Source organism: Flavobacterium sp. 2755 (assembly GCF_031455715.1).
Lineage (GTDB): Bacteria > Bacteroidota > Bacteroidia > Flavobacteriales > Flavobacteriaceae > Flavobacterium.
The window spans coordinates 204,952-225,736 of the sequence record NZ_JAVDTG010000004.1; the positions used below are offsets into that span (position 1 = coordinate 204,952).

The 20,785-nt window shown below is 32.8% G+C and carries 11 protein-coding genes; 6 read left to right on the top strand and 5 right to left on the bottom strand.

Annotation, left to right across the window (positions count from 1 at the left end; genetic code table 11):
• The first annotated feature begins 76 nt into the window (after positions 1–76).
• On the top strand, positions 77–1,969 hold the full coding sequence (locus tag J2Y38_RS11210; protein ID WP_309842393.1) for a M1 family metallopeptidase: 1,893 nt from the start codon (positions 77–79) through the stop codon (positions 1,967–1,969).
• A gap of 92 nt (positions 1,970–2,061) precedes the next feature.
• Positions 2,062–2,682 carry a DUF4442 domain-containing protein gene (locus tag J2Y38_RS11215; RefSeq protein WP_309842396.1) on the top strand — a complete coding sequence of 207 codons (621 nt, stop codon included), beginning with the start codon at positions 2,062–2,064 and terminating at the stop codon, positions 2,680–2,682.
• On the opposite strand, the gene J2Y38_RS11220 is transcribed toward J2Y38_RS11215, so the two are convergent.
• Entirely contained in the window at positions 2,599–3,723 is a 1,125-nt protein-coding gene (locus tag J2Y38_RS11220) for a LytTR family transcriptional regulator DNA-binding domain-containing protein (RefSeq protein ID WP_309842397.1), read from the bottom strand. The two genes, J2Y38_RS11215 and J2Y38_RS11220, sit on opposite strands and share 84 nt — an antisense overlap.
• A gap of 190 nt (positions 3,724–3,913) precedes the next feature.
• Here J2Y38_RS11220 and J2Y38_RS11225 point away from each other — a divergent pair, with 190 nt between their 5' ends.
• A complete protein-coding gene (locus J2Y38_RS11225) occupies positions 3,914–4,894 on the top strand; it encodes a cytochrome P460 family protein (RefSeq protein WP_309842400.1) in 981 nt (326 codons plus the stop codon).
• Between the two features lie 2 nt (positions 4,895–4,896).
• The gene (locus J2Y38_RS11230) at positions 4,897–5,367 is read left to right on the top strand and encodes a hypothetical protein (RefSeq protein WP_309842403.1); all 471 of its coding nucleotides are present in this window, start codon (positions 4,897–4,899) and stop codon (positions 5,365–5,367) included.
• 33 nt (positions 5,368–5,400) lie between these two features.
• Here the strand turns inward: J2Y38_RS11230 and J2Y38_RS11235 are convergent, their stop codons facing one another.
• Complete coding sequence (locus J2Y38_RS11235) at positions 5,401–5,781, bottom strand: helix-turn-helix domain-containing protein (RefSeq protein WP_309842406.1); 381 nt, start codon at positions 5,779–5,781, stop codon at positions 5,401–5,403.
• A gap of 123 nt (positions 5,782–5,904) precedes the next feature.
• Between J2Y38_RS11235 and J2Y38_RS11240 the strand changes: the two genes are divergently transcribed.
• A complete protein-coding gene (locus J2Y38_RS11240; RefSeq protein ID WP_309842408.1) occupies positions 5,905–6,699 on the top strand; it encodes an SDR family oxidoreductase in 795 nt (264 codons plus the stop codon).
• 39 nt (positions 6,700–6,738) lie between these two features.
• Positions 6,739–7,059 carry a nuclear transport factor 2 family protein gene (locus J2Y38_RS11245; protein WP_309842409.1) on the top strand — a complete coding sequence of 107 codons (321 nt, stop codon included), beginning with the start codon at positions 6,739–6,741 and terminating at the stop codon, positions 7,057–7,059.
• 219 nt (positions 7,060–7,278) lie between these two features.
• Here J2Y38_RS11245 and J2Y38_RS11250 read toward each other — a convergent pair whose 3' ends face one another.
• The 3 genes from J2Y38_RS11250 to J2Y38_RS11260 all read right to left on the bottom strand — a co-directional run bounded on the left by J2Y38_RS11250 (position 7,279) and on the right by J2Y38_RS11260 (position 20,637).
• Entirely contained in the window at positions 7,279–7,557 is a 279-nt protein-coding gene (locus tag J2Y38_RS11250) for a hypothetical protein (protein ID WP_309842410.1), read from the bottom strand.
• Positions 7,550–19,303: an RHS repeat-associated core domain-containing protein gene (locus tag J2Y38_RS11255; protein ID WP_309842412.1), complete on the bottom strand. Its 11,754-nt coding sequence runs from the start codon at positions 19,301–19,303 to the stop codon at positions 7,550–7,552. Before J2Y38_RS11255 ends, J2Y38_RS11250 begins: the two co-directional genes overlap by 8 nt.
• Positions 19,304–19,407: 104 nt before the next feature.
• Positions 19,408–20,637 carry a hypothetical protein gene (locus tag J2Y38_RS11260; RefSeq protein WP_309842414.1) on the bottom strand — a complete coding sequence of 410 codons (1,230 nt, stop codon included), beginning with the start codon at positions 20,635–20,637 and terminating at the stop codon, positions 19,408–19,410.
• Between the last annotated feature and the right edge of the window lie 148 nt (positions 20,638–20,785).

The following is a 20,785-nucleotide window of genomic DNA, read 5'->3' on the forward strand; positions in this document are numbered from 1 at the left end:
AAAAGGTATTTTTTTTATTCATTTATACGATAAAACACGCCAGCTAAGATTTTTCTTAATTAACTCATTTTTACCTATGTATAATTTACTGCCTTTGCTTCAAAAGAAAATACAATTGTCACTATTTGTCATTTTAGGTCTTTTGAATATTAACCTATATGCACAAGATATTCCAGTATTGCGAAATGTCACAAAAGCAAATAAAAATAATACCAGAAATGCAATAGGAACACCGGGAAAAAAATACTGGCAAAATCGGGGTGATTATACTATTTCTGTAGATTTTAATCCTTCGACATTAAAGGTTCAGGGCAAAGCCGCTATTATATACACAAACAATAGTCCTGACACTCTTAAAACACTTGTATTTAAGCTGTTTCCTAACTTTTACAAAAATAATTCCATGCGTAATATGATAATTGCTCCCAAAGATTTGGGCACTGGAATTAACATCAATACGATTACTCTTGATGGAACTTTATATAATGAATCTAAGAAGAAAATTAGAGGAACTACAATGTATTTGCCAAGCGTAACAATTTTACCGGGAAAAAAAATAAATATCGAAATTGAATACGACTATACATTAAACAAAGGATCTTTTGTAAGAACGGGACAGATCGATCCTGATAGCTTTTTTATTGCTTACTTTTTTCCTCGAGTTGCTGTATATGATGACGTTGATGGCTGGGATGAATATCCTTATTTAGGCAAAGAAGAGTTCTATAATGACTATGGTAATTTTAATGTTTCGATCACAGTTCCCGGAAATTTTCAGGTATGGGGTACGGGTGATCTTAAAAATCCCGATGCTGTCTATAATCCTCATATAATTGAAAGGATTGCTATGGCTGAAAAAGGAGATAAAATCGTCAATATTATTACACCTTTGGATATAAAAAACCAAGACATTACGATAAAAAACAAAACAAATACCTGGAAATTTGAAGCTTTAAATGTAACCGATTTTGCTTTTGGATTGAGCAATAATTATGTTTGGCAGTCAAAAAGTGTTGAAGTAGATTCGAATACTAAGCGTCGTACAAGAATAGATGCAGTTTTTAATCCAGAGCATACGAGTTATAATAAAGTGGCTGATTATACGGCAAAAACTGTAGAATTAATTAGTAACCATTTTCCAAAAATTCCTTTTCCTTATTCACATCAAACTGTTTTTGACGGACTTGACGCTATGGAATATCCTATGATGGTGAATATGCTGCCGTTTGACAATCATAATGAATTGCTTGAATTAACCACTCATGAGGTTTTTCACAGTATATTTCCTTTTTATGTGGGAACAAATGAAACAAAGTATTCTTTTATGGATGAAGGCTGGGCAACATTTACCGAATTCTATTTTTCGCCCATGATTGATTCTTCTGAACCATTAAATTATGATATCAGTTCTGTAAATAACAGCGCCGGAATTGCCGAAGATATGCCTATTATAACTCCTACTCCGCAGCTTTATGGTAAAGCTCGTTTTTCTAACAAAGATTTGAAACCTGCATTAGCAAATTTTTATCTTATGGAATTACTCGGAAATCAATTGTTTTTAAAATCTGTTCAGGGTTATATTAAAAACTGGGCCGGAAAACATCCCACGCCTTATGACTTTTTTAATAGTATCGAAAGTGAAAGTAAAACAGATTTAAAGTGGTTTTGGAAAAATTGGTATTTCGAAAAAAATGTTCCCGATCTTGCAATTTCAAAAGTTGAAAAAGCAAAAAAGAATTACACAATTACAATTTCAAGTCCCGGAACATTGATGATGCCTATTCATTTGATTATCACGTATTCTGATGGCAGTAAAGAAACCATTTCTAAAAAAATAGATTCTTGGAAAAATGGCAATAAAGATGTTATTATTTCTTTACCTGCTCAAAAAACAATTACACAAATAAACCTTGGCGATTCTTATGATGTTGATATAAATCCTGCTGACAACGTGTGGAAGGCTAAATAGTAATTATAGTAATCTTTGTAAATCAAATTTTCGTAATTTGTAAATGTTTTAAAATCAATTCTTAAAAAGAATAACACCTAAATCAATTTTGAATGTCGGTATATCAAAAAATAGCAGCAGTAGGTTCGAAGTATATTGGGAAACCAAAACTTTTTAAATACGGATTTAATCTGTCTCCAATGTACCGAAGAAGTACGGCCAGAGTTGTAAATGTATCGCAGGATTTGTTGCAAATTCAAATAAAACTTCCTATAAGTTATAAAAACAAAAATTATGTAAACTCAATTTTTGGAGGAAGCATGTTTGCGGCAGTAGATCCAATTCCAATGGTACAATTGATTAATCTTTTAGATGAAAATTTTGTAGTTTGGGATAAAGCAGCCGAAATTTATTTTAAGAGACCTGCAAAAGAAAATTTATATGCCGATTTTATTTTTACTCCTGAAGAACTGGACGAAATTAAAAACAAAATTAGTCAGCAAAATGAATTAGAAATTGTAAAAACTACATTGCTTACAAATAAAGATAAATCGATCACGTACTGTGAGGTTCGCAAAACAATTTACATTGCTGATAAAAGCTATTTTAAAAAGAAAAGAGAAAATAAAGCTATAAAATTTAGCTTTTTTTTACTGATCAAGCCAATTCTTAAATTCTGCTACTTTATTTTTACTGATAAGAATATCTATTTTGGGATCGGGTTTTATAATTAGTTTCAACTGGTTTTTTCCATAAAGCAAAATACTGCTAATAGAATTTATGTTAATTATAAACTGCCTGTTTGCCCTGTAAAAAATAGTTGGATCAAGCCATTTCATAACCTCATCAAGGCTGTTATTGCTGTTATATTGTCGATTGTCAAAAGTATAAATATACGTAATTCCGGTATCCAGTAAAATATAGGAAATCTCCTGAATATCTAATTTTATCAGTTCATCTTTATGATACGTAAGGATTCGTTTCTTTGGAATTTCAGACTCTTTTGATGTATCATTTTGAATCGTGTTATATGCCAGATTTTGTAATTTCTGCTGATTTGAATTCAACTGTAAATTCAGGATCTGAAGCTCATTTACCCTATAATTTAAATCCTCTTTTTCAAGATCAAAAACCCTTTCATATTTTCGATAAATAAGCCGTATCATTAAGTAGCAGCAAACACTTATGAAAACTGTACTTAAAAACAGACTCACCACAAACTGCAGATACAAATCTGATAATTCTTCTTCTAAAACAGCCAAGTTAGCATGCGAAGCAACCATCCAGTCTGTTCCTGCAACGGGATTTATATTGATTATTTCCGATTTTCTTTTTGGGTCATTAGGAAATGTTCGCATTCCTCCTATTTTTTCTCCCTGTTCTAAAACGGTACTTAAAGGTTTAAACTCTTTATTGCCTATTCCATTCACCTGAGAATTATTCTCTTGAATTTTAAGCCCAATTAACGCCGGATTAGGATGGCAGAGTTCAATTCCTTTTTGGTTGTACATGCAGATAAAATCACTTTTTATATCTGTATTTTCAATACTTATTTGAAGATTATGAATTACCTGGTCTTTAGATAATCCGCTGCGAAGCTGCTGTTCCAAAAGACGGGAAATTTCCCGAACTTCCCTCTCGCCCGATTCTAATTTACTATTGCACAACTTTTCTTTGGCAGACAAATAAAGATAACTGGAAGAAATCAAACTAATAATTAGAACAACAATACTAATGCCTGTAAGTGTCAAAGTATAAAGGCGTGCTTTTTTCATGTAAATTTATAGTCCTTAAAATGAAATCCGTTTAGAAAATTTTACTTAGGCTAAAATAAGCAATTTATTTAGCTTTTGATATTTCGGCTTCAAGGTCAAAAAATCCCCTTTGAGCCAATTAAATCTTTTAAACACAGGGATTAGGCCTAATTTTGAATTGATTATTTATTTCATCTAAAAAATAAAACAAATGAAAAAAGGACTTAAAATCTTCGCAATTTTACTGGTTGCATTTATTGCTTTACAATTTTGGAAACCTGAAGAAATTGAATATAGTACACCAACAAAGGACTTAACCAACGTTCCTGCAGAAGTAAATACTATTTTAAGAAATTCTTGTTTTGACTGTCATTCTAATACTGTAAATCTTGCGTGGTTTGACAAAATAACACCTGCCAATTTTATAGTCGCTTCTCATATTACGGATGGCCGAAAAGCACTGAATTTTTCTGATTGGGATAAATTAGAAAAGCCAAAACAAAATGCTACACTTTTTTATGCTTTCAATAAAATACTATCGGGCGAAATGCCGCTTAAAAGTTATACAGCCCTTCATCCGTCTGCCAAATTAGATGATCGTTCTATCTCTGTTTTAAAAAATTATTTAGCAACAATAGCAGTCCGAAAACCAAATCAGGGAATATTGCCTGTTGCTGCTCCGAAAGATGCAGAAAAAGTACTTCCGAATAAAAAAATAACAGATTACTCTAAAGTCAAACCGACACTAAATAATATTTCATATATCCCCGATTTTAGAAACTGGAAAGCTGTCAGCACATCAGATCGCTTTGACAACGGCAGTATGCGTATCATTTATGGAAACGAAATCGCCGTAAAAGCTATAGCAGAACATCAAACTAATCCGTGGCCCGATGGTGCGATTTTTGCCAAAACAGCCTGGAAACAAAAAACAGAAGCCGATGGAACCATATCTGCCGGAGCATTTATTCAGGTTGAATTTATGATAAAAGATGCAAAAAAATATGAAGCTACAAAAGGTTGGGGATGGGCAAGATGGAAAGGAAATGATTTAAAACCGTACGGCGATACTGCCAACTTTGATCAGGAATGTATTTCATGTCATAATCCAGTCAAAAACAATGATTACGTTTTTACTACTCCGCTGCATCTTGATATCAATAAATTTAATATTTACAATAAAACCAAATAAATATGAAACCACTTCATTCTATCATAATCGCGTTTATTATTTTACTTTCCGGATGTAACGGAAATAATAAAGATAATCTTAATGAAAAAGCTTCTGTATCAGCATTAGATGCGCTGCCGGAAAATCCTTTATTATTATCTCCTATTACATTTTCTATTAATCCAAATAAAGCTGTTATGTCTACTTTATACGGAAATAAAATTGCTTTTCAGCACGCAAAAATTAAAGCAGACAGTTCTTATCCTAATGGAGCTGTTTTATATGAAGTTAACTGGAAACAAAAAGCAGATTCACTATGGTATGGCGCTAATATTCCCGATCAGATTATTAGTGTCGAAAAAGTACAATTTACCGGAAACGCTGTTCCGAGATATGAATTGTATGCCGGACATCCGTTAAAAAAAGTTTCTTCTAATGATGAAAACAAAAGAATAGCTTTAATACTATCTAAACGTCTGGCAGAAACGCCTTAAAAATAAAGTCCGTTTATATTTTTAGAAAAAATCTTATTGTTCTTCGGGATCAGTTAGGCTAGAAATTTTTTTAATAATTAACTTCCTTAACCGTTCCTGATTTTCATCTCCCCAGCCTCCTAAAGCGCCTATTACAGGAATCAGGGTTTTTCCAAATTCAGTAAGGCTGTATTCTACTTTTGGCGGTACTACAGGATATATTTTCCTCACAACAAGTTCGTGTTCTTCCAATTCATTCAACTGGATATTCAAAACCCTGCGTGAAGCATCTGGTATTTTACGCTGTAATTCGCTTGGTCTTTTATGGCCTTCATTAATAAACCAAAGCAAACGTATTTTCCATTTGCCATACAACACTTCACCAATCAGGTCGAGTCCACAGTTTAAATTCGGAATTGTTTTTCTTTCATACATATTACAAAAGTAAACCTATGTTCTGATTTGTACAATAGGGGAAAAATTTATCCCTATCTGAATCGTAATTCCGTACTTGTGAGAAAGTTACATACTTCTGAAATTTGTACAAAAGAAATCACTATGAAACAACAATTCGATTATCAGAACGAACTATCAGGCAAAATTGCACTGGTAACAGGAGGAACAAAAGGAGCTGGAAAAGCCATTGCAGAAAGATTGCTTCAAGCCGGTGCAACGGTTATCATAACTGCAAGAAACGCACCCGAAAAAGAAAATAGCAAGCTGCATTTTATTGCTTCAGATTTAAGTAAGGCAGAAGGAACACAAAAAGTAATTAGCGAAGTGCTGTCGGCTTACGGAAGACTGGATATTCTTGTGAACAACCTTGGATCTTCTTCAACACCCGCTGGAGGTTACAGCGTATTAAGTGATGAAGACTGGGAATCAACCCTGCAGGCAAATTTGCTGGCTCCCATCAGATTAGACAGAGGATTTTTACCGCAGATGATAGATCAAAAAAGTGGTGTTATTATTCATATCGCTTCTATTCAGGGTAAACTGCCCCTTTATGATTCTACTTTACCATATGCTGCTGCAAAAGCCGGATTGATAAATTACAGTAAAAGTTTATCAAATGAAGTTACCCCAAAAGGTGTCCGCGTGCTGACTGTTTCGCCGGGATGGATAAATACATCTGCATCGACAGCCTGGCTGGGTGAGATTGCAAGAAACTCAAATATTACTGTAGAACAAGCTCAAAAAGGTGTTATGGATGCACTTGGGGGAATACCTTACGGCAGACCTGCCGAACCGGAAGAAGTAGCTGAATTAGTTGGTTTTCTTGTTTCACCAAGAGCCAATTATTTAACAGGAACTGAATTTGTTATCGATGGAGGTACAGTCCCAACAATTTAATTTTTCAAAAAGAATTATAAACAATAAAACAGATACATTATGAACTTACCAGAAGTAATAAAAGACTTAGTTAACGCTCAAAACAATTTTGACAGCACGGCTTATGCTAATTGTTTTTCAGAAACTGCAATTGCATTTGATGAAGGAAAAACCCATACAGGTAAAACAGAAATAAAAAGCTGGATAGAAGAAGCTAACAAGGAATATAATGCAAAAATGACACCTCTCAGTTTTGACGGTGATGCTGAAAAGGGTTACTTAAAAGCAGAGGTTTCCGGAATTTTTCCAGGAAGTCCTTTGGTTCTTACTTATAATTTTGAGTTTGATGGAGGGTATATTGGGGCTTTGAAAATTAGCTGATTTTAAAATATCTTCTGAAAATCTAAGATAAGTAGGATTCAAATATCTTTACGTATCTGAAAGTTGTATACTAGGACATCTTCATAAATTAATTAAATAAAAAACCTAATACCAGAATGATATCTAGTATTAGGTTTTATTATTTTAATCGGTGTATTTATGACTCATCATAACAAGTAGTTAAAAAAACAGAACAATCTAATTGGACAAATGAATGAATTATATATCATGCCAAATATGTCCACAAATTGCACTTTTCGCTTTTGGAGTTCTTGCTAATTCTCCACAAACAGGGCAATAGTTCATGTAGATAATTTCATTATATGTTGATAAAAGTCGCGAAATTATCTTTTCTTCAAATTTTATATCGAATTCTGTTAAAGTAAAATCATTAGTCTTTTTTTGGGATTTTATTTTTGAAATAATATACTCCTGTTCTAGAACTTCAAGTAAATTCCAATAATTCTTTATCAAATAATCAAATATTTTACTACTCATTTAAATTAAAATTTAAATTAACTTCTTTACCTTTCTTTGCTGAACTACTCCAATCTGCCCTCTTTCCTTCATATTTAATTTGCTCATGTCCACTAGCTTTAAATACTTTGTTTATTTCTTTAAATACTTTTAGTATTGTTTTAGCGCCAAATTCATTAACAGGATAATTGCCACCACCTTCAGAATTTCCTTCTACGGAAAGATTTTTTATGATTACGTTTTTCCCATCTGAAACTATTTTTCCTTCTATAAGTATATCTCCTTTTCCTTCAATCTTTACTCTCGCTGTTAAATAATCAGATGTCGTTTTAATATCTGTTTTTGCAATTTTTATCGAATTATCTACAATCGGAACCTTTATATTTGTTTTTTGATTTTCTTGCTTATTTAATTTATTGATTGATTTAAACACTTTATGCAAAATAATCATTGAAGCAATGTCAATAACAGTTCGTCTATTTATCTCAGAATTGGTCCAATATTCACCACTTGCAAGTGCTTTTATTGGATCTTGTGCAAAATCTCTATCAAAATCTTCAATATAATTTCCAATTCCTGAACCCGGTGTATAACCTTTACGCTCGTCACCCCAAATTGAAAAAGTATATGTAGCTACTCCATTCTTTGGTAAACCAACAACTTTAACTACTACTTTATCTTGCCAAAACCAACAATCTTCTTCTCTGATTAATTTTAATTTTGGTTGTTCATCCTGTAAATTAATTGTATAGTGACGCTGTTCTAAACCTTCTAATTCAATTCCGTCAATAACTCTGTTTTCACTAAAAGCATAAGGAGAATTGTAGGCATATTGTTTTTCTAGTGGATCAGTTGCAAAAAATCTACCAATCCTAGAATCGTGCATCCTAAAGGCATAATTCAAAGAATTCCCCTCACCTTTAACTTCATCATCCATCTCTTGTCCTTGGAAACCATATCTGTAATCATTACTGTTTCCGTGCCTGCCAGGAACTAGCTGTCCAAAAGGATAATAATCAGAATAACTAAGAACTTCTGGATTGAAATACGTTAAAGAACCTGCAGACAATGATGGTATTTTTTTGTCTGAAATTACAGAAAGTACATTGCCTAAATGATTCGATAGTTCGTATCGTTTATCCCCAATCAAAGATATAAAATTATTTACCGAGATAGGTAAAGTGACAGGATAAAGCCCGTTGGTTGGGTCTAAATAATTAGGTATTCCATCGGTTGGGTTATCTGTATTTAATGTATACGGTATGCCTGTTGTTGCTGCATTAAATACTCCCGGACCTCCTTCATAAGATTCCCAAGTAGCATAACCATCGCCATCGTCATCAACATCCAGATAATTTGGTATGCTGTTGATTGTCGCTTTCGGGTTTTGTGCTGATGCTAGTGCATTAGTATTTAAAGTAGATCCTGTGTGAGGATTTTTATCACCATCAGGGTTTGCTCCTTCATTTATTGTGTAAATACCATCTCCATCATCATCTTTATCATCTTGATTGGCTATACCGTCACCATCTGTATCTATAAAACTAAGATCGTCGTTAACTTCGTACAAATCAAATACACCGTCTCCATCTGTATCTAGCAGACAAGGTCCAAGAGTTCTGGTCACATTGCTGTTCATAGCAATTCCCTGACTTGATACTGGAGGATTATTGGTTATGGTACGACTTGCTGCATCATCAAAACTAAAGTTATTTTGAATGTTATTTACTCCGTAATTAAAGTAACACATATCAAATCCTAAAGCTCTTGCATTACCCGCACCTCCAAGTTCGTTATTACCTACAACAGGAATCGCAGCCGGATTAATGTTAACAGGTACACTCCATAATTTTTCATCTTTATACAGGGTACTTCCGTTTACAGCCAGTACTGTACCTTCTCCAAATTTAGTATTCAAATTTAATGCAATACCATTGGCAATTTGAGCATTTGTTAAAGCTCTGTTGGCTGGCAAAGCTATCTCATAGTTTCTGGTTGTAGCAGTTGCAGGTGTAGCTGAAGTTATTTTTGTATACTGATTGACGGTTACTTTTGGTCTTACACCTGTTGTTTCTTTTACCAAAGTGATTTGTACCTGATTGGTAATTTCTTTGGTAATTTTTTTCTGTACCTTCTTCGTAACTTTTAGATCTGTAATTCTGCCTGCTGACGAACTAATTTCAATACTGGCCGTTGCTATAGCACGATTTGGAACCGTTATTTTTAATACGGAACCTCCGTTTCTAAAAAATTCAATGTAAGTGCTCGAACCATCTGGATGCAAAGTCTTTTCAACTCTTAATGTTTGAGCTGGGTTGGTCAACGATAATCTGCCAATTGAACTAAGGGTTGTTCCATCGGAAAGTAATAAACTTCCAGTCAAACCTAAATTATTAGCCCATGTCGTTCTAAAGCCATAAAACCTATTGTTTAGTTTAAACCCAACGGCAATGTTGTTACTGGTTAGTAAAGATGAAGTTTTATATTCTAACGCTCCTTCTTCATTTGGTTCAAGAAGTTTAACTTCATTTCCTATGGTACAAGAATTAGAATTTCTTCTTGTTACAGTATATGTTCCAGAGGCTGCTGCTAATTTCAAACAATTATTTTCAATACCTGTTAAAACAACATCTTCAATTGTATTAATTGTTTCTTCTTTTTCGCCTTTGTATTGTAACTGTCCTAAGAAATAAGTTCCATTTAAAAGGTTAAAGTTTGATAGTTTTATGTTCGTATCTAAATTCAAACTAACTAACTCTGGATCTATTGCCGGTGAACTACCTGCCTGCATAGCCCAAGCAACAGTTGGTGTAGTAGCATCAAAATGCAAAGCATAATCTCTAAAAACAGGTGTTCCTGTTAATATGGATGATTTAGCTAGTGCACTGCTGTTTTTAGCAAGCAAATTTTGAGATGCTCTATTAGCTGTCGAATTATTCATGTATTTGTAAACAAGCAAATCTGTTTCTTCAACGCCAAGTCTGCTGCTTCCAAAAAGATGATGTTCTTTTAGACGGTATAAAGATTCATTACTACTTCCTTGAACTTTATAATTCTCTTCATAAACTCCTAAAACATTCCCTTGTGCATCACGAGCATAATGTGTACGGACTACATCTGCACCACGCTGTACACGTTTAGCTATTCTATTACCAAGTCCATCGTATTCAAATACAATAGTAAGTCCAGACTTGCTATTTGTAACTTTTTCTACTTTACCATCAACACGCCAATCTATAGTTAAACCTTCGTTTTTATCTTCTATCAATTGACCTATAGCATCATAAATGTAGTTATAAGTATTTCTATTCGTTACATTATACGCTGCTTTTTCGGTTAAATTCTGCTTAATATCGATACCCGTTTCGGTAAAAATATCATTTGCTACATCAAAAACATTAGTCAGCTGATTGGTTCCCGGAAAGTATTTATACGTAAAGTTATCCATTTCCGGATTTTCCAAAGTTGGTGTTTGAGACTTTGGATAGACTCCAGGTGCAGTATTTATTAAGGTTTTTAAATTTCCGTTTTTATCATAAGAATAACTTGATTCGTAACTTTTAGCGGCCTTCATTGTGAAAGCATCAAAAGCTTGAGAAGTCATTGTTTTGATACGATTAAGCTGATCGTAAGTATAATTATTTTTTTGTATGGCCAGCAATTGATCACCTTCTTTACGAATAGCGGTTGTCATTTGCTTAATATTACCGTTGTATAAATTTTTAAGATTCTCTCCTACTGCATTGCGGCTTACCATCAAAGGCTTGAATGAATCAGTACCTGTGTCTCCAGATATTGCTTTATAATCATTATCATAATAACTTAAAGAAAACCCGAAAGCATCTTTGGTTTTGGTTGTTCCAGACAATGATCCGTCTTGACCTAAATCATTTGCACTATTCGCTAAATTTTCACCATTTACTGTTTTAAGCCATCCTTGTAAAGTATAAGCGTAGTCGATACCCTGAACTTTTTTATCCCCCAGTTCTACTCTGGCCAGCGGTCCATGTGCATAATATTGATAACTGGCATCTTTTTCCCACAAAGTACCATTCGCAGATGTTTCTACATTAACAATACGATTATCAGCATCATAATTGTAACGATGTGTAAACTGGTCAGGTTTGTTAGGTTGAAATTTAACTGTATTTACATTACCGCTTATTAGATCATAATCATAAACAATTCTTTTTAAATGTGCTTCACAGTCATTTGTTTGTCCTGTTGTCGTATTTATAACCGTTTGAGTACAATTCGGATTTTTTAATGCAGTATAATAATTGACTATTTCTTTGACATTTCCATGAACATCGTAATTGTATAAAATAGCATTATCAAAAACCTTTGGACTGCTGTATTTATTATGATAGAATACTCCTGTTACACGATTACGGTTGTTATATGCTGGATTATAACCCGATGCAAGATTCGTAATAAATAATGATGAAGCTTTTACACTAGTCTCTATTTCCGGATCTTCGTCATAAATAGTAGTTGTAACTTGAGTTTTAGGTAAAGTACTATCAAAACTATCTACTATTCCGGTTGTCGCTCCACTAGTGCATACAAGCCTTCCTTCATTAGATATGCTATAAATTACAGATGCTGATGGGTTGACAGTATTTAGCACAAAACTATCAATTTCACCAGCTTGATTTATTCTGCCTAAGCTATCATAATTGGTGTAACTCATTTTGGCTATAACTGCTGTTTGCTGCTTCTTATTTTGCGAAGCTATAATTCTGCCCAATTTATCATAAGCAAAACTTGTTGCACCGCCATCTGGGGTGCTTTGCCAAACTAGCTGATTTAATGAATTATAACGGTATTCTGTTTTAAATTGATGATTTGGCGACAAACTTCCAACATCTCCTGTAAAAGGGAGAAGCGGATTATCAGCTGCCTTGTAGGCTTCAATAAGCGAGTTCTTAGCTTTTATATCTGCCGGTGAAAAACGTTTCACACCTTCCGGAGCTACAGTTTGTGTAAGATTTCCAGCCTGATCATAATAGTAAAGCGTATATTGATATTCCTGATCATAATAAGTCATATCTAAAGTTTCTACTACTTCAGACATTGCCTTTTTAATGTATGAGGCAATAAATTCTTTGCGTTTCGCTTGTAATAAATTGTTATAATTATCTGCTGAGAAAGCTTCCGCAATATTAGTAACCAGCTTTTCACATGGAGAAACTGTTTCCTCAGGCAATTCAGGAGAAACAACATTATTTAATGCTGCCGGAGGGCAGATTTTCCCCTTATTAGCTGCTTTAAATACCGTTTCAACCCAATCATTCCAATTAAGTGTCTCTGGATTTGCTTCGTTATTTACTACATTTTCCTCATAATATTTTTTGTATTGGTCTATAACAGCATTGATACCATTAAAACCATAATGTAAATAAGTGTCTCCAAATTCAGCCAAAGTTCTAAAACGAACATCATATAATTTGGTAACATTTAATTCTTTTAAATATCTAACATAACTATCTGAAATGTATTGATAGCCATTTTCACAAAAGTTATCAAGTGTGGCATCTGGCACTTCATAATCCTCTATTCTGTTATTCATTTCTCTTATAAAAGCCTCTCTCTTTTCATCGCAGGCTACTGGAGCTACTGTTTGAGGAATACAAGTTAAGCAAGATTCTACCGCTGATAAACTCATACGGCTTACGGCTTTTCTTGCTGTGAAATTAGTATTTTGATTTTGTGAATAGTTTTGACTAATGAACTGACAGTTGCTATAAGAATCACTTCGATCAATACCCATATTAGAACTGATGTAATGAATCAATTTTACGGTACGTTTTTTCTCTATGTCATTAACATCAACATAACTGATTAGAACGTCGTTTCCTGATAAAATATCAATGTTCGTAAACTCTTTTATATTATCTATTTCACCAGCATTAAATCCTTCCAATGTGATATATCCAATATATAATAAAGTTTCACTATAGAGTAAAGTTCCTATTCTACCATTTTCTATATCTTTAAGATAATCACTTCTTTCTAGTGGTCTTGCAAAAAAACCATAATCTTGAGGAAATGTTTCATTACAATAACTCTGTAATGATATATATTTATCTGCTAGTTTTGTATCGTTAAAAAATTTAGAAAAAGGGTTACTATTATAAATATTCTGGTATGTATATTGTGGTTTCGTGATTATATCATTAAAAAAAGTTTTTAAACTCTCTTCATAATTTGTTTCATCCTGATTACTAAGGAAACATGCATTTTGGTTTTCACCAGTATCCTGTAAAGGAGACAAGAAATCACAAAAATCATATGTTAGTGAATAACAAGATAAATCATTAATTACAATATAATCTGTTACTTCAACATCAACACATTTTATACTTTTTGAATTATAATTTGTATTGACAGAATTATAGCCAAGGATATCAATTTTATTAAAATAATTAGATGGTTCATATACTCCATCGTCTGTAACCAGATAATGAACTCTTATTCTAAAACCTCCTTGCTGCACATCATTTTCATCGTAAAAATACAATGAAATTGAATCATCAACATCTTTACCTAATCTAAATTGAGATAGTTTTATATCGCCTTTATCAATACACTTTGAAGATTGATCCCTGTCTTTTAAAGCTTGAAAATGTTCTCTTAAATGTGAATTGGCTATAAAATCAGCCATAGAAGGAAAAGTACTACATACTCTCAATGGTGTTTCTAAATATCCATATTCTGGATTATAAGAAGACGGATCTGATAAAATTTGATTAATAACATTTTTAAGTCCTGTTTCAAATGCAATTTCATCAACAGTATTCTGGCATGAATCAACATTAGGACTTGGGTTACAACCCGGTTTTTCCTGACATGCATCTCCTATACCATCTTTAGGATTTATATCCAATTGATCTGTATTGGGTGTATTTGGACAATTATCTAAATCATCCGGAACACCATCATGATCATTGTCAATAATAGCAACAAAAGGACAGCAGTCAAAATTTGTATTAAAAAGCTTTAAAGTTCCATTTAAAATAGCTGTACCAGTAACAAAATTAGTATTGCCGGAAGTAACTAATTTAAATGAGCTTGATGCATCATTATCAGGTGTATTAAATAATACAGATTCGAATTTTTTAAAGGTATAAGAATCTATAAAAACTGGTGTAGTATGGTTTCCGCTATTTGTATCAGCATTTGATGCAAGAACTAAATTTGCAATAATATTTGTTCCTTGCTTTAAATATAGATTTTCTGCATTTCTTTGCCATGTTATACCCGTATTAACTCCAAAAAATTCTGCTAAATAAGAGTTTCTATAAGCTGCATAATTGCTTATATCAATAGGTGTACTGCTATTGAATGTTCCTTTTGTTTTTAACTCATTTAAAAGAGGAATCAAAGCTTTTTCAAACTTAGATTTCTTGTTACAGCCTACTCCCTGATCATTTGTAGCCTGATTAGGATCAAGAACTTCACCAATAGCATTTGGCGATATACCGCATTCTCCTATAGGCGCACAAGTTTCTCCAGTAAGAACAATTTCACCAGAGTTAGTAACGCTTCCAAAAATAATTCCTATTTGAGCTACAACTGAGAATTTGAATTTACCTTCTGAAGGTTTTGAATTCCCTAAATCATAATATAACTGTTTTAGATTTTTTATATTCCATGACGAACCATAATTTGACCAATTGTAAGTACCCGTTGAAGGTAGTTGTATTGTAATTGGACAGGTAGTAAAACCTCCTCCAGTTTTTGGGTTAAAATTGATACTTAATATTTTTCCCGAAACCTGAGTTGTAATTGTCAAAGGTTCTAATCCTGCCTGAAATAATCCATCAACAGTTTGATTAACTGTCGGGATCATTAATTTCTGAATTAATTCTTTGGTAATATACTGTTTATTAAAAGACGCATTTGTTAAAGATAGCGGTGATGTAAAACCCTGATCCTTGAAAAATCCATTCAAAAGCATATCAAAATCAAACAAAAGCGGACAATTACCAGTTTGAGCATAATATTCAAAATGATTTCCCTTGATTAAATTAGCAACAGCATCTGCAGGATTTAAACCAGAATTATATCCAAAATCTGCCGGAAGATAATTTTTTTGTTTCGCTTGGTACAATATATTACTAGTACTTTCACATAAAGAACCCGCTGTAGAAATGTTTTGAATGTAAGTCGCTAATGTTTTTTTCTGAGGAAAATTATCACTTAATACATCTGTAATAACACTTGAACCTCCTGTACCTATACAACCATTATAAGATTTACGTTGTATAGCATATGTATTGATAAATATGTGTTTAATTTTATTCTTTAATCCGATATACAAAGCTTTATAAACATTCCAAACTTCATCTTTTTCAGAATTGCTTAAAGTAATATTGCTCAAATTACATTTAGAAAAAGAGTTACAAAGCACACTTTGTAAAGCGACTTGGTACATGCTCAAATTGGTTCCATTTTGCCCAATATAACTACTATTTAAAGCTTGGTACATAATACTTCCTGTACCAGTTCTCATATTATAAAGAGTAGAATCTTCAAATGGTGATGATGATTGTACTTGTTTAAAATAAGGATCATTATCATAAATTTTTAATTTTCCTGAATTTCCAGCACTGTCAAAATCAATAAATCCTTTAGAATTTGCGTCTGCATAAGTTGTGGTATTCATTAAATAAGAATCATAACCATCAGAAGATAATGGTGTAGCAACAATTGATGTTACATTTCCTGTATTTTTAGCAATATTAAAGTTTGTAGTTCTTTTGCATATTTCGCGGCTGTATTCTAGATATTTATATTCCGGGTGGTAAACTAACAAAGATTGAGCCCAGCCGTCATCCCAATTTGCTATGAAATCACTTACGTTAAATAACTGTTCAGGTCTTACAGTCCAAATATCGCTGCCATCCGGAGCTTTTACAGCACTAAGAACCGGAATAGCGGCTGGATCAACTTCAGGCGAATATTTTTTTGGATTGGATGTATTGTCTACTATTTTTACCTCAATTACTGATGGTATTCCATAAGTATCTTTATAAATATCCTCCTGATCCTGAGTAGGACTTACTGCTTTACGAGGATGTTTCCAGTTATTTCCCGCAGTTGCACCATTATAAAAAAGACCTCCATTTGAATTAAAAACACTTAATTTATCAAAATTTAAATTTAGCTGTCTATTGCCGTTAGCATCAATAATATATTCATCTGTAGCTCCATATTGTCCATTAGGTCTCAAATCTGACACTAATAGATTTTCATTCATCTGGCAAGCAGTTTCAAACTCTATTAATGTAGGATTACAAACTGTTTGACATTCTTTATTCAATAAATCCCATTCTCTATTGAAACGTACATTTAAGGCATTTACATCAGATAATACGATTAGATTGTTTTGAGCATCTGTAGCTCCGGAGTTTAATGAAATGGTTGTTGTATTTCCTGATTCGGATACATTCAAAACTACTTTTCCAAATAATTTATCAAAAGCATTTTGAACATAATATCCTCTAGTTCCTATACTTGCTATACAGCTTTCACATGTTACGTTACAGGAATCAAAAATAAGCTGAGCATTAGGTGCTAACCCAAATTTTGGATCTGCTGGATCAATATAACATTGAGAACCTGGCGTAGTCAATTTCTTTAAATAATCATTAGCGTAGTCATTAAGTACTTTTTCATTTACTTTTATTTCTTTTATCAAACTATAGCTGCCTGTATTTAAGGTTGCTTTTGGTTTAACCGCTGCTAAAGAAGCTGGAATATTAGTACCTGAAAGACTAAATGTTCCTACTGTTTTAAAAATAGGCGTATCTAATTTTTCGATGCCGCAATTGTCTTTTAAACTCAATTTAACATCATATACAAATGGATATAGACCTGTAGGACAATAAAAAGGAGAAAATGAATTAGCTTGATTTAAACTATATTCAAACTCATACCCATCTCCATCGTTTGTTACTTCTATTGATTTTGAAAGAGTGAGAACATCATTGCTTTGAGGAAATATTCCGGTAGATTGTAAAATGTTGTTATCTTTAGGAGTATCAGCAGCAGCCGGAGTAAGCTTGTTAAGTAAGTCTGCAGTAGTAATACCATGACCATTTGCATCTGCATTTACCTTGTTATCTGCATTTTCTTCTGGTAAACCAGTAAGGTTAGCTGGTGATTTTCCAGCCAATGCAGTAGCGATAACACGTCCTTGGGGGTCAAGATAACTTACAGAGACTTGCTTATTAGGATCAATTACAATATTTTTTTTATAATGAGATGATTCTCCCACGCTATAACCAAACAATCTGTGTAATTCTGTTGCATCGGGAGTTGTATAAAAGTATTTCATTTCATGACTTGAACCTAATTGATGCTCTGCACCAACTCCTCCTTTTCTTGATACTCTGCCTGTATTGTCAGGTGTGTATTCTATTTGCGAAAAAGGATATTGTTTTGCATCAGGTACATAGGCCTGATTTGTTCTTAAAGAAAAATCAGCATAACCAGACAGCGAATAATATCTGCTCGATCCAGAACTGTCTGACATTCCGGAAATATTACTAATACAGCTTCCACCATCTAGATCAAAATCTTTGAAAGAGTATGATTTGTTCTGGTTATTTAGGTTAAAGTTTTTAAAATAATGAATGCTATTATCTATCGTTGGCGTTGGTAATACTTCAACAGCTGCTCTTCCCTGAGCATCATAAATAACTTCACCTACAATGGTTGTGTTATCAGTATTTACTTTGGTTACTGTCTGACGATTTCTCAAAGAACCATCAAAGTAGCTTACGATTTCTTTTTTCTTTCCATCTTCGGCGTAACTTGCCTGAAATTGCCAGTTTTTGCCTGTTTCATGTTCCGAAATAATGCTTTGATGAGGCCAGTCGGCTACTGTATTTTTTGCGCTTGTTCCAGAACTCCAATTGCCATAATATTTAACGAATTCGGTATTTCTGCTGATACCTCGCACTCTATATACTAAATAACCTTTTCCATAAATTAATGGTATTTCAAAACTATTTTTAGAAGTTATGATTCTTGTATTATTAAGTTCAAAATCCCTTTCTGTTAATGGTATTTGATTTCCGGTTAAATTGGCGGTTATACTTTCGTTACTATAATTATCAATCCAAGTCCATTCTAATTCATATTCTAAAGCACCAGCCAAACTTTCCCAGTTAATAGTAATTGAGCTTGCTGCAGCATTAGTCGAGCCTATCGGATTTAGTAATTGCTCAGATACTGCGTAATATCTCTTACTCTTAAAACCCATATTGACAAAAGCATTGCTTGGCACAACATTTCCGTTACTTGTATTTACAGCTTTATAGGAAACCAGTTGTACTCTAATACCAAATCTGTTTTGTATTTTCAAGTAACTTAAATCACTAAAATTAGCTCCTCCACTATTAGCTTGATTAGGGTTGTAGTTTACTATGAGTTCCTTATTAAACGGAGTATCATTACTGCCATCTTGTTTTAAAGGCGTGATTCTAAAAGTAGCCTTTAACTCATACGCTACATATGGTGCGAGATTATTATCAATATTTAATGATAAATAGCAATATGAAGCCAAGTTATTTTGATTTGGAAGATTAGCTTCTGAATCAAAAATAGAAATGGGCGTATTTCCAAAACTGGTAATCGCTGTTGGTTTAAAATTACTATATTCTTTTTCTTGTACCTGCGCACTAAGTATTATTGTGAATAACAATAATCCAATTAAGCTTAATTTTTTACTTAGCACATTCAATGATATATTCATATTATAATTATAACGTGATTTACTTATATGTTTTTAATCCTTTTGGGGGATTATTATTGTTCATCTTGAGATAAAATAGCTGATCGCCATTCGTCAAGTTACTCCTAGTTCTTTGAACTATTACTACGTGTCTCTTGTATGGTATAAACTCCTTTTTCTGTTTCCTTTTTTACTCTTACGAGCCCACCTTCTAAATCATACTCATAAAATGTAGCATAGTTATTCTCGTCTAACTCTGCCATGAGTTTTTGGGTGTCTTCATCATAAACAAAACTTTTTAAATTTCCGTTATAAGGGAAAAATCGGATATCATCAAAATAGCAATCTGCTGTAGTACTGGTACAATTTAAGGTTATATCAAGCTTTGGATTATTTAACGGGTCAGTTACAGGAATTTCTATAATTCCCAAAATACGCTGCCAGCCATCAATGATCATTCCTGACGGTTTGAAGGTTTCTGAATAAAAAGGCGCACCATTTCCATTGGCAATAGAAATTGTTATGTTACTATTAGAATAAGTAATTTGCTGCTGAGCCGTATTTTCTTTAACCCAGCCCGAAACAATATATTTACCTTTTTCTGGTATAAACGAGCTGATAGATAATTCATCAAGAGCTGTTTGTGTTTCTTGTGAATACTTTTTTACAATATAGGTAACTACGTTTGAGATTACATTACACGCTTTTTGTCTGATTGAAATGGATTTGTCTATGTAGTTATTGGCATTATTCCCTAAAATTGCTGCAGCATTGGTATTTAATTCTGATAATCCATTAAACTGTGGCATGTCAATCCAATTTACAGAATCTGTTGAGTATTGCCAGCGATAAGAATCAGTCATAAAACCTGACTGACTAGTTATTTTGATATTATCATTTATCGTTAAGATCGTATTAGAATTTGGAATAATCTTAAGATCCGGTCCTACTGTATACTTAAAAGTTACAGGTGTCATTCTTGGTGAATAATCTCCAGAAAATGTTCCACTTATACAGTTACCAGATTCTACATTCTTAAAAACAGAAGAATCTGCGTCTGTTCCAGTTCTAAAATTTACAAAAGCAAAGCATTCAATTCGTACAGGCCTAAAATTTCGAACATTAGAAAACACAAGTAAATTGGTTTCTCTATCACCATTGTTATTGATATTTCTTTTATAAATATCTTCAGTAGTACCATTTTCATAGTACAATGTAATTCTTATATTAGAAGTTGTGCTGTTTTTAACACCAGCCCTTATTTCGTAATTTAAATCATATACTTTGATAGCATAGGACTGGGCAAATGATATTGTAGAAAATATAAAAAAGACAAACAGTATTATTTTTTTCATTTTTTAATTTTTAAATATGAAAAGATTATTTAATTCTAAATTTCAAATATTGAAACGTTTAAAACCTTATTACAGCCATAAATTTCAATCTCATTGTAATTCATTCTTATAATTTGAAATCTGTTACGACGTATAACTATCTCATATA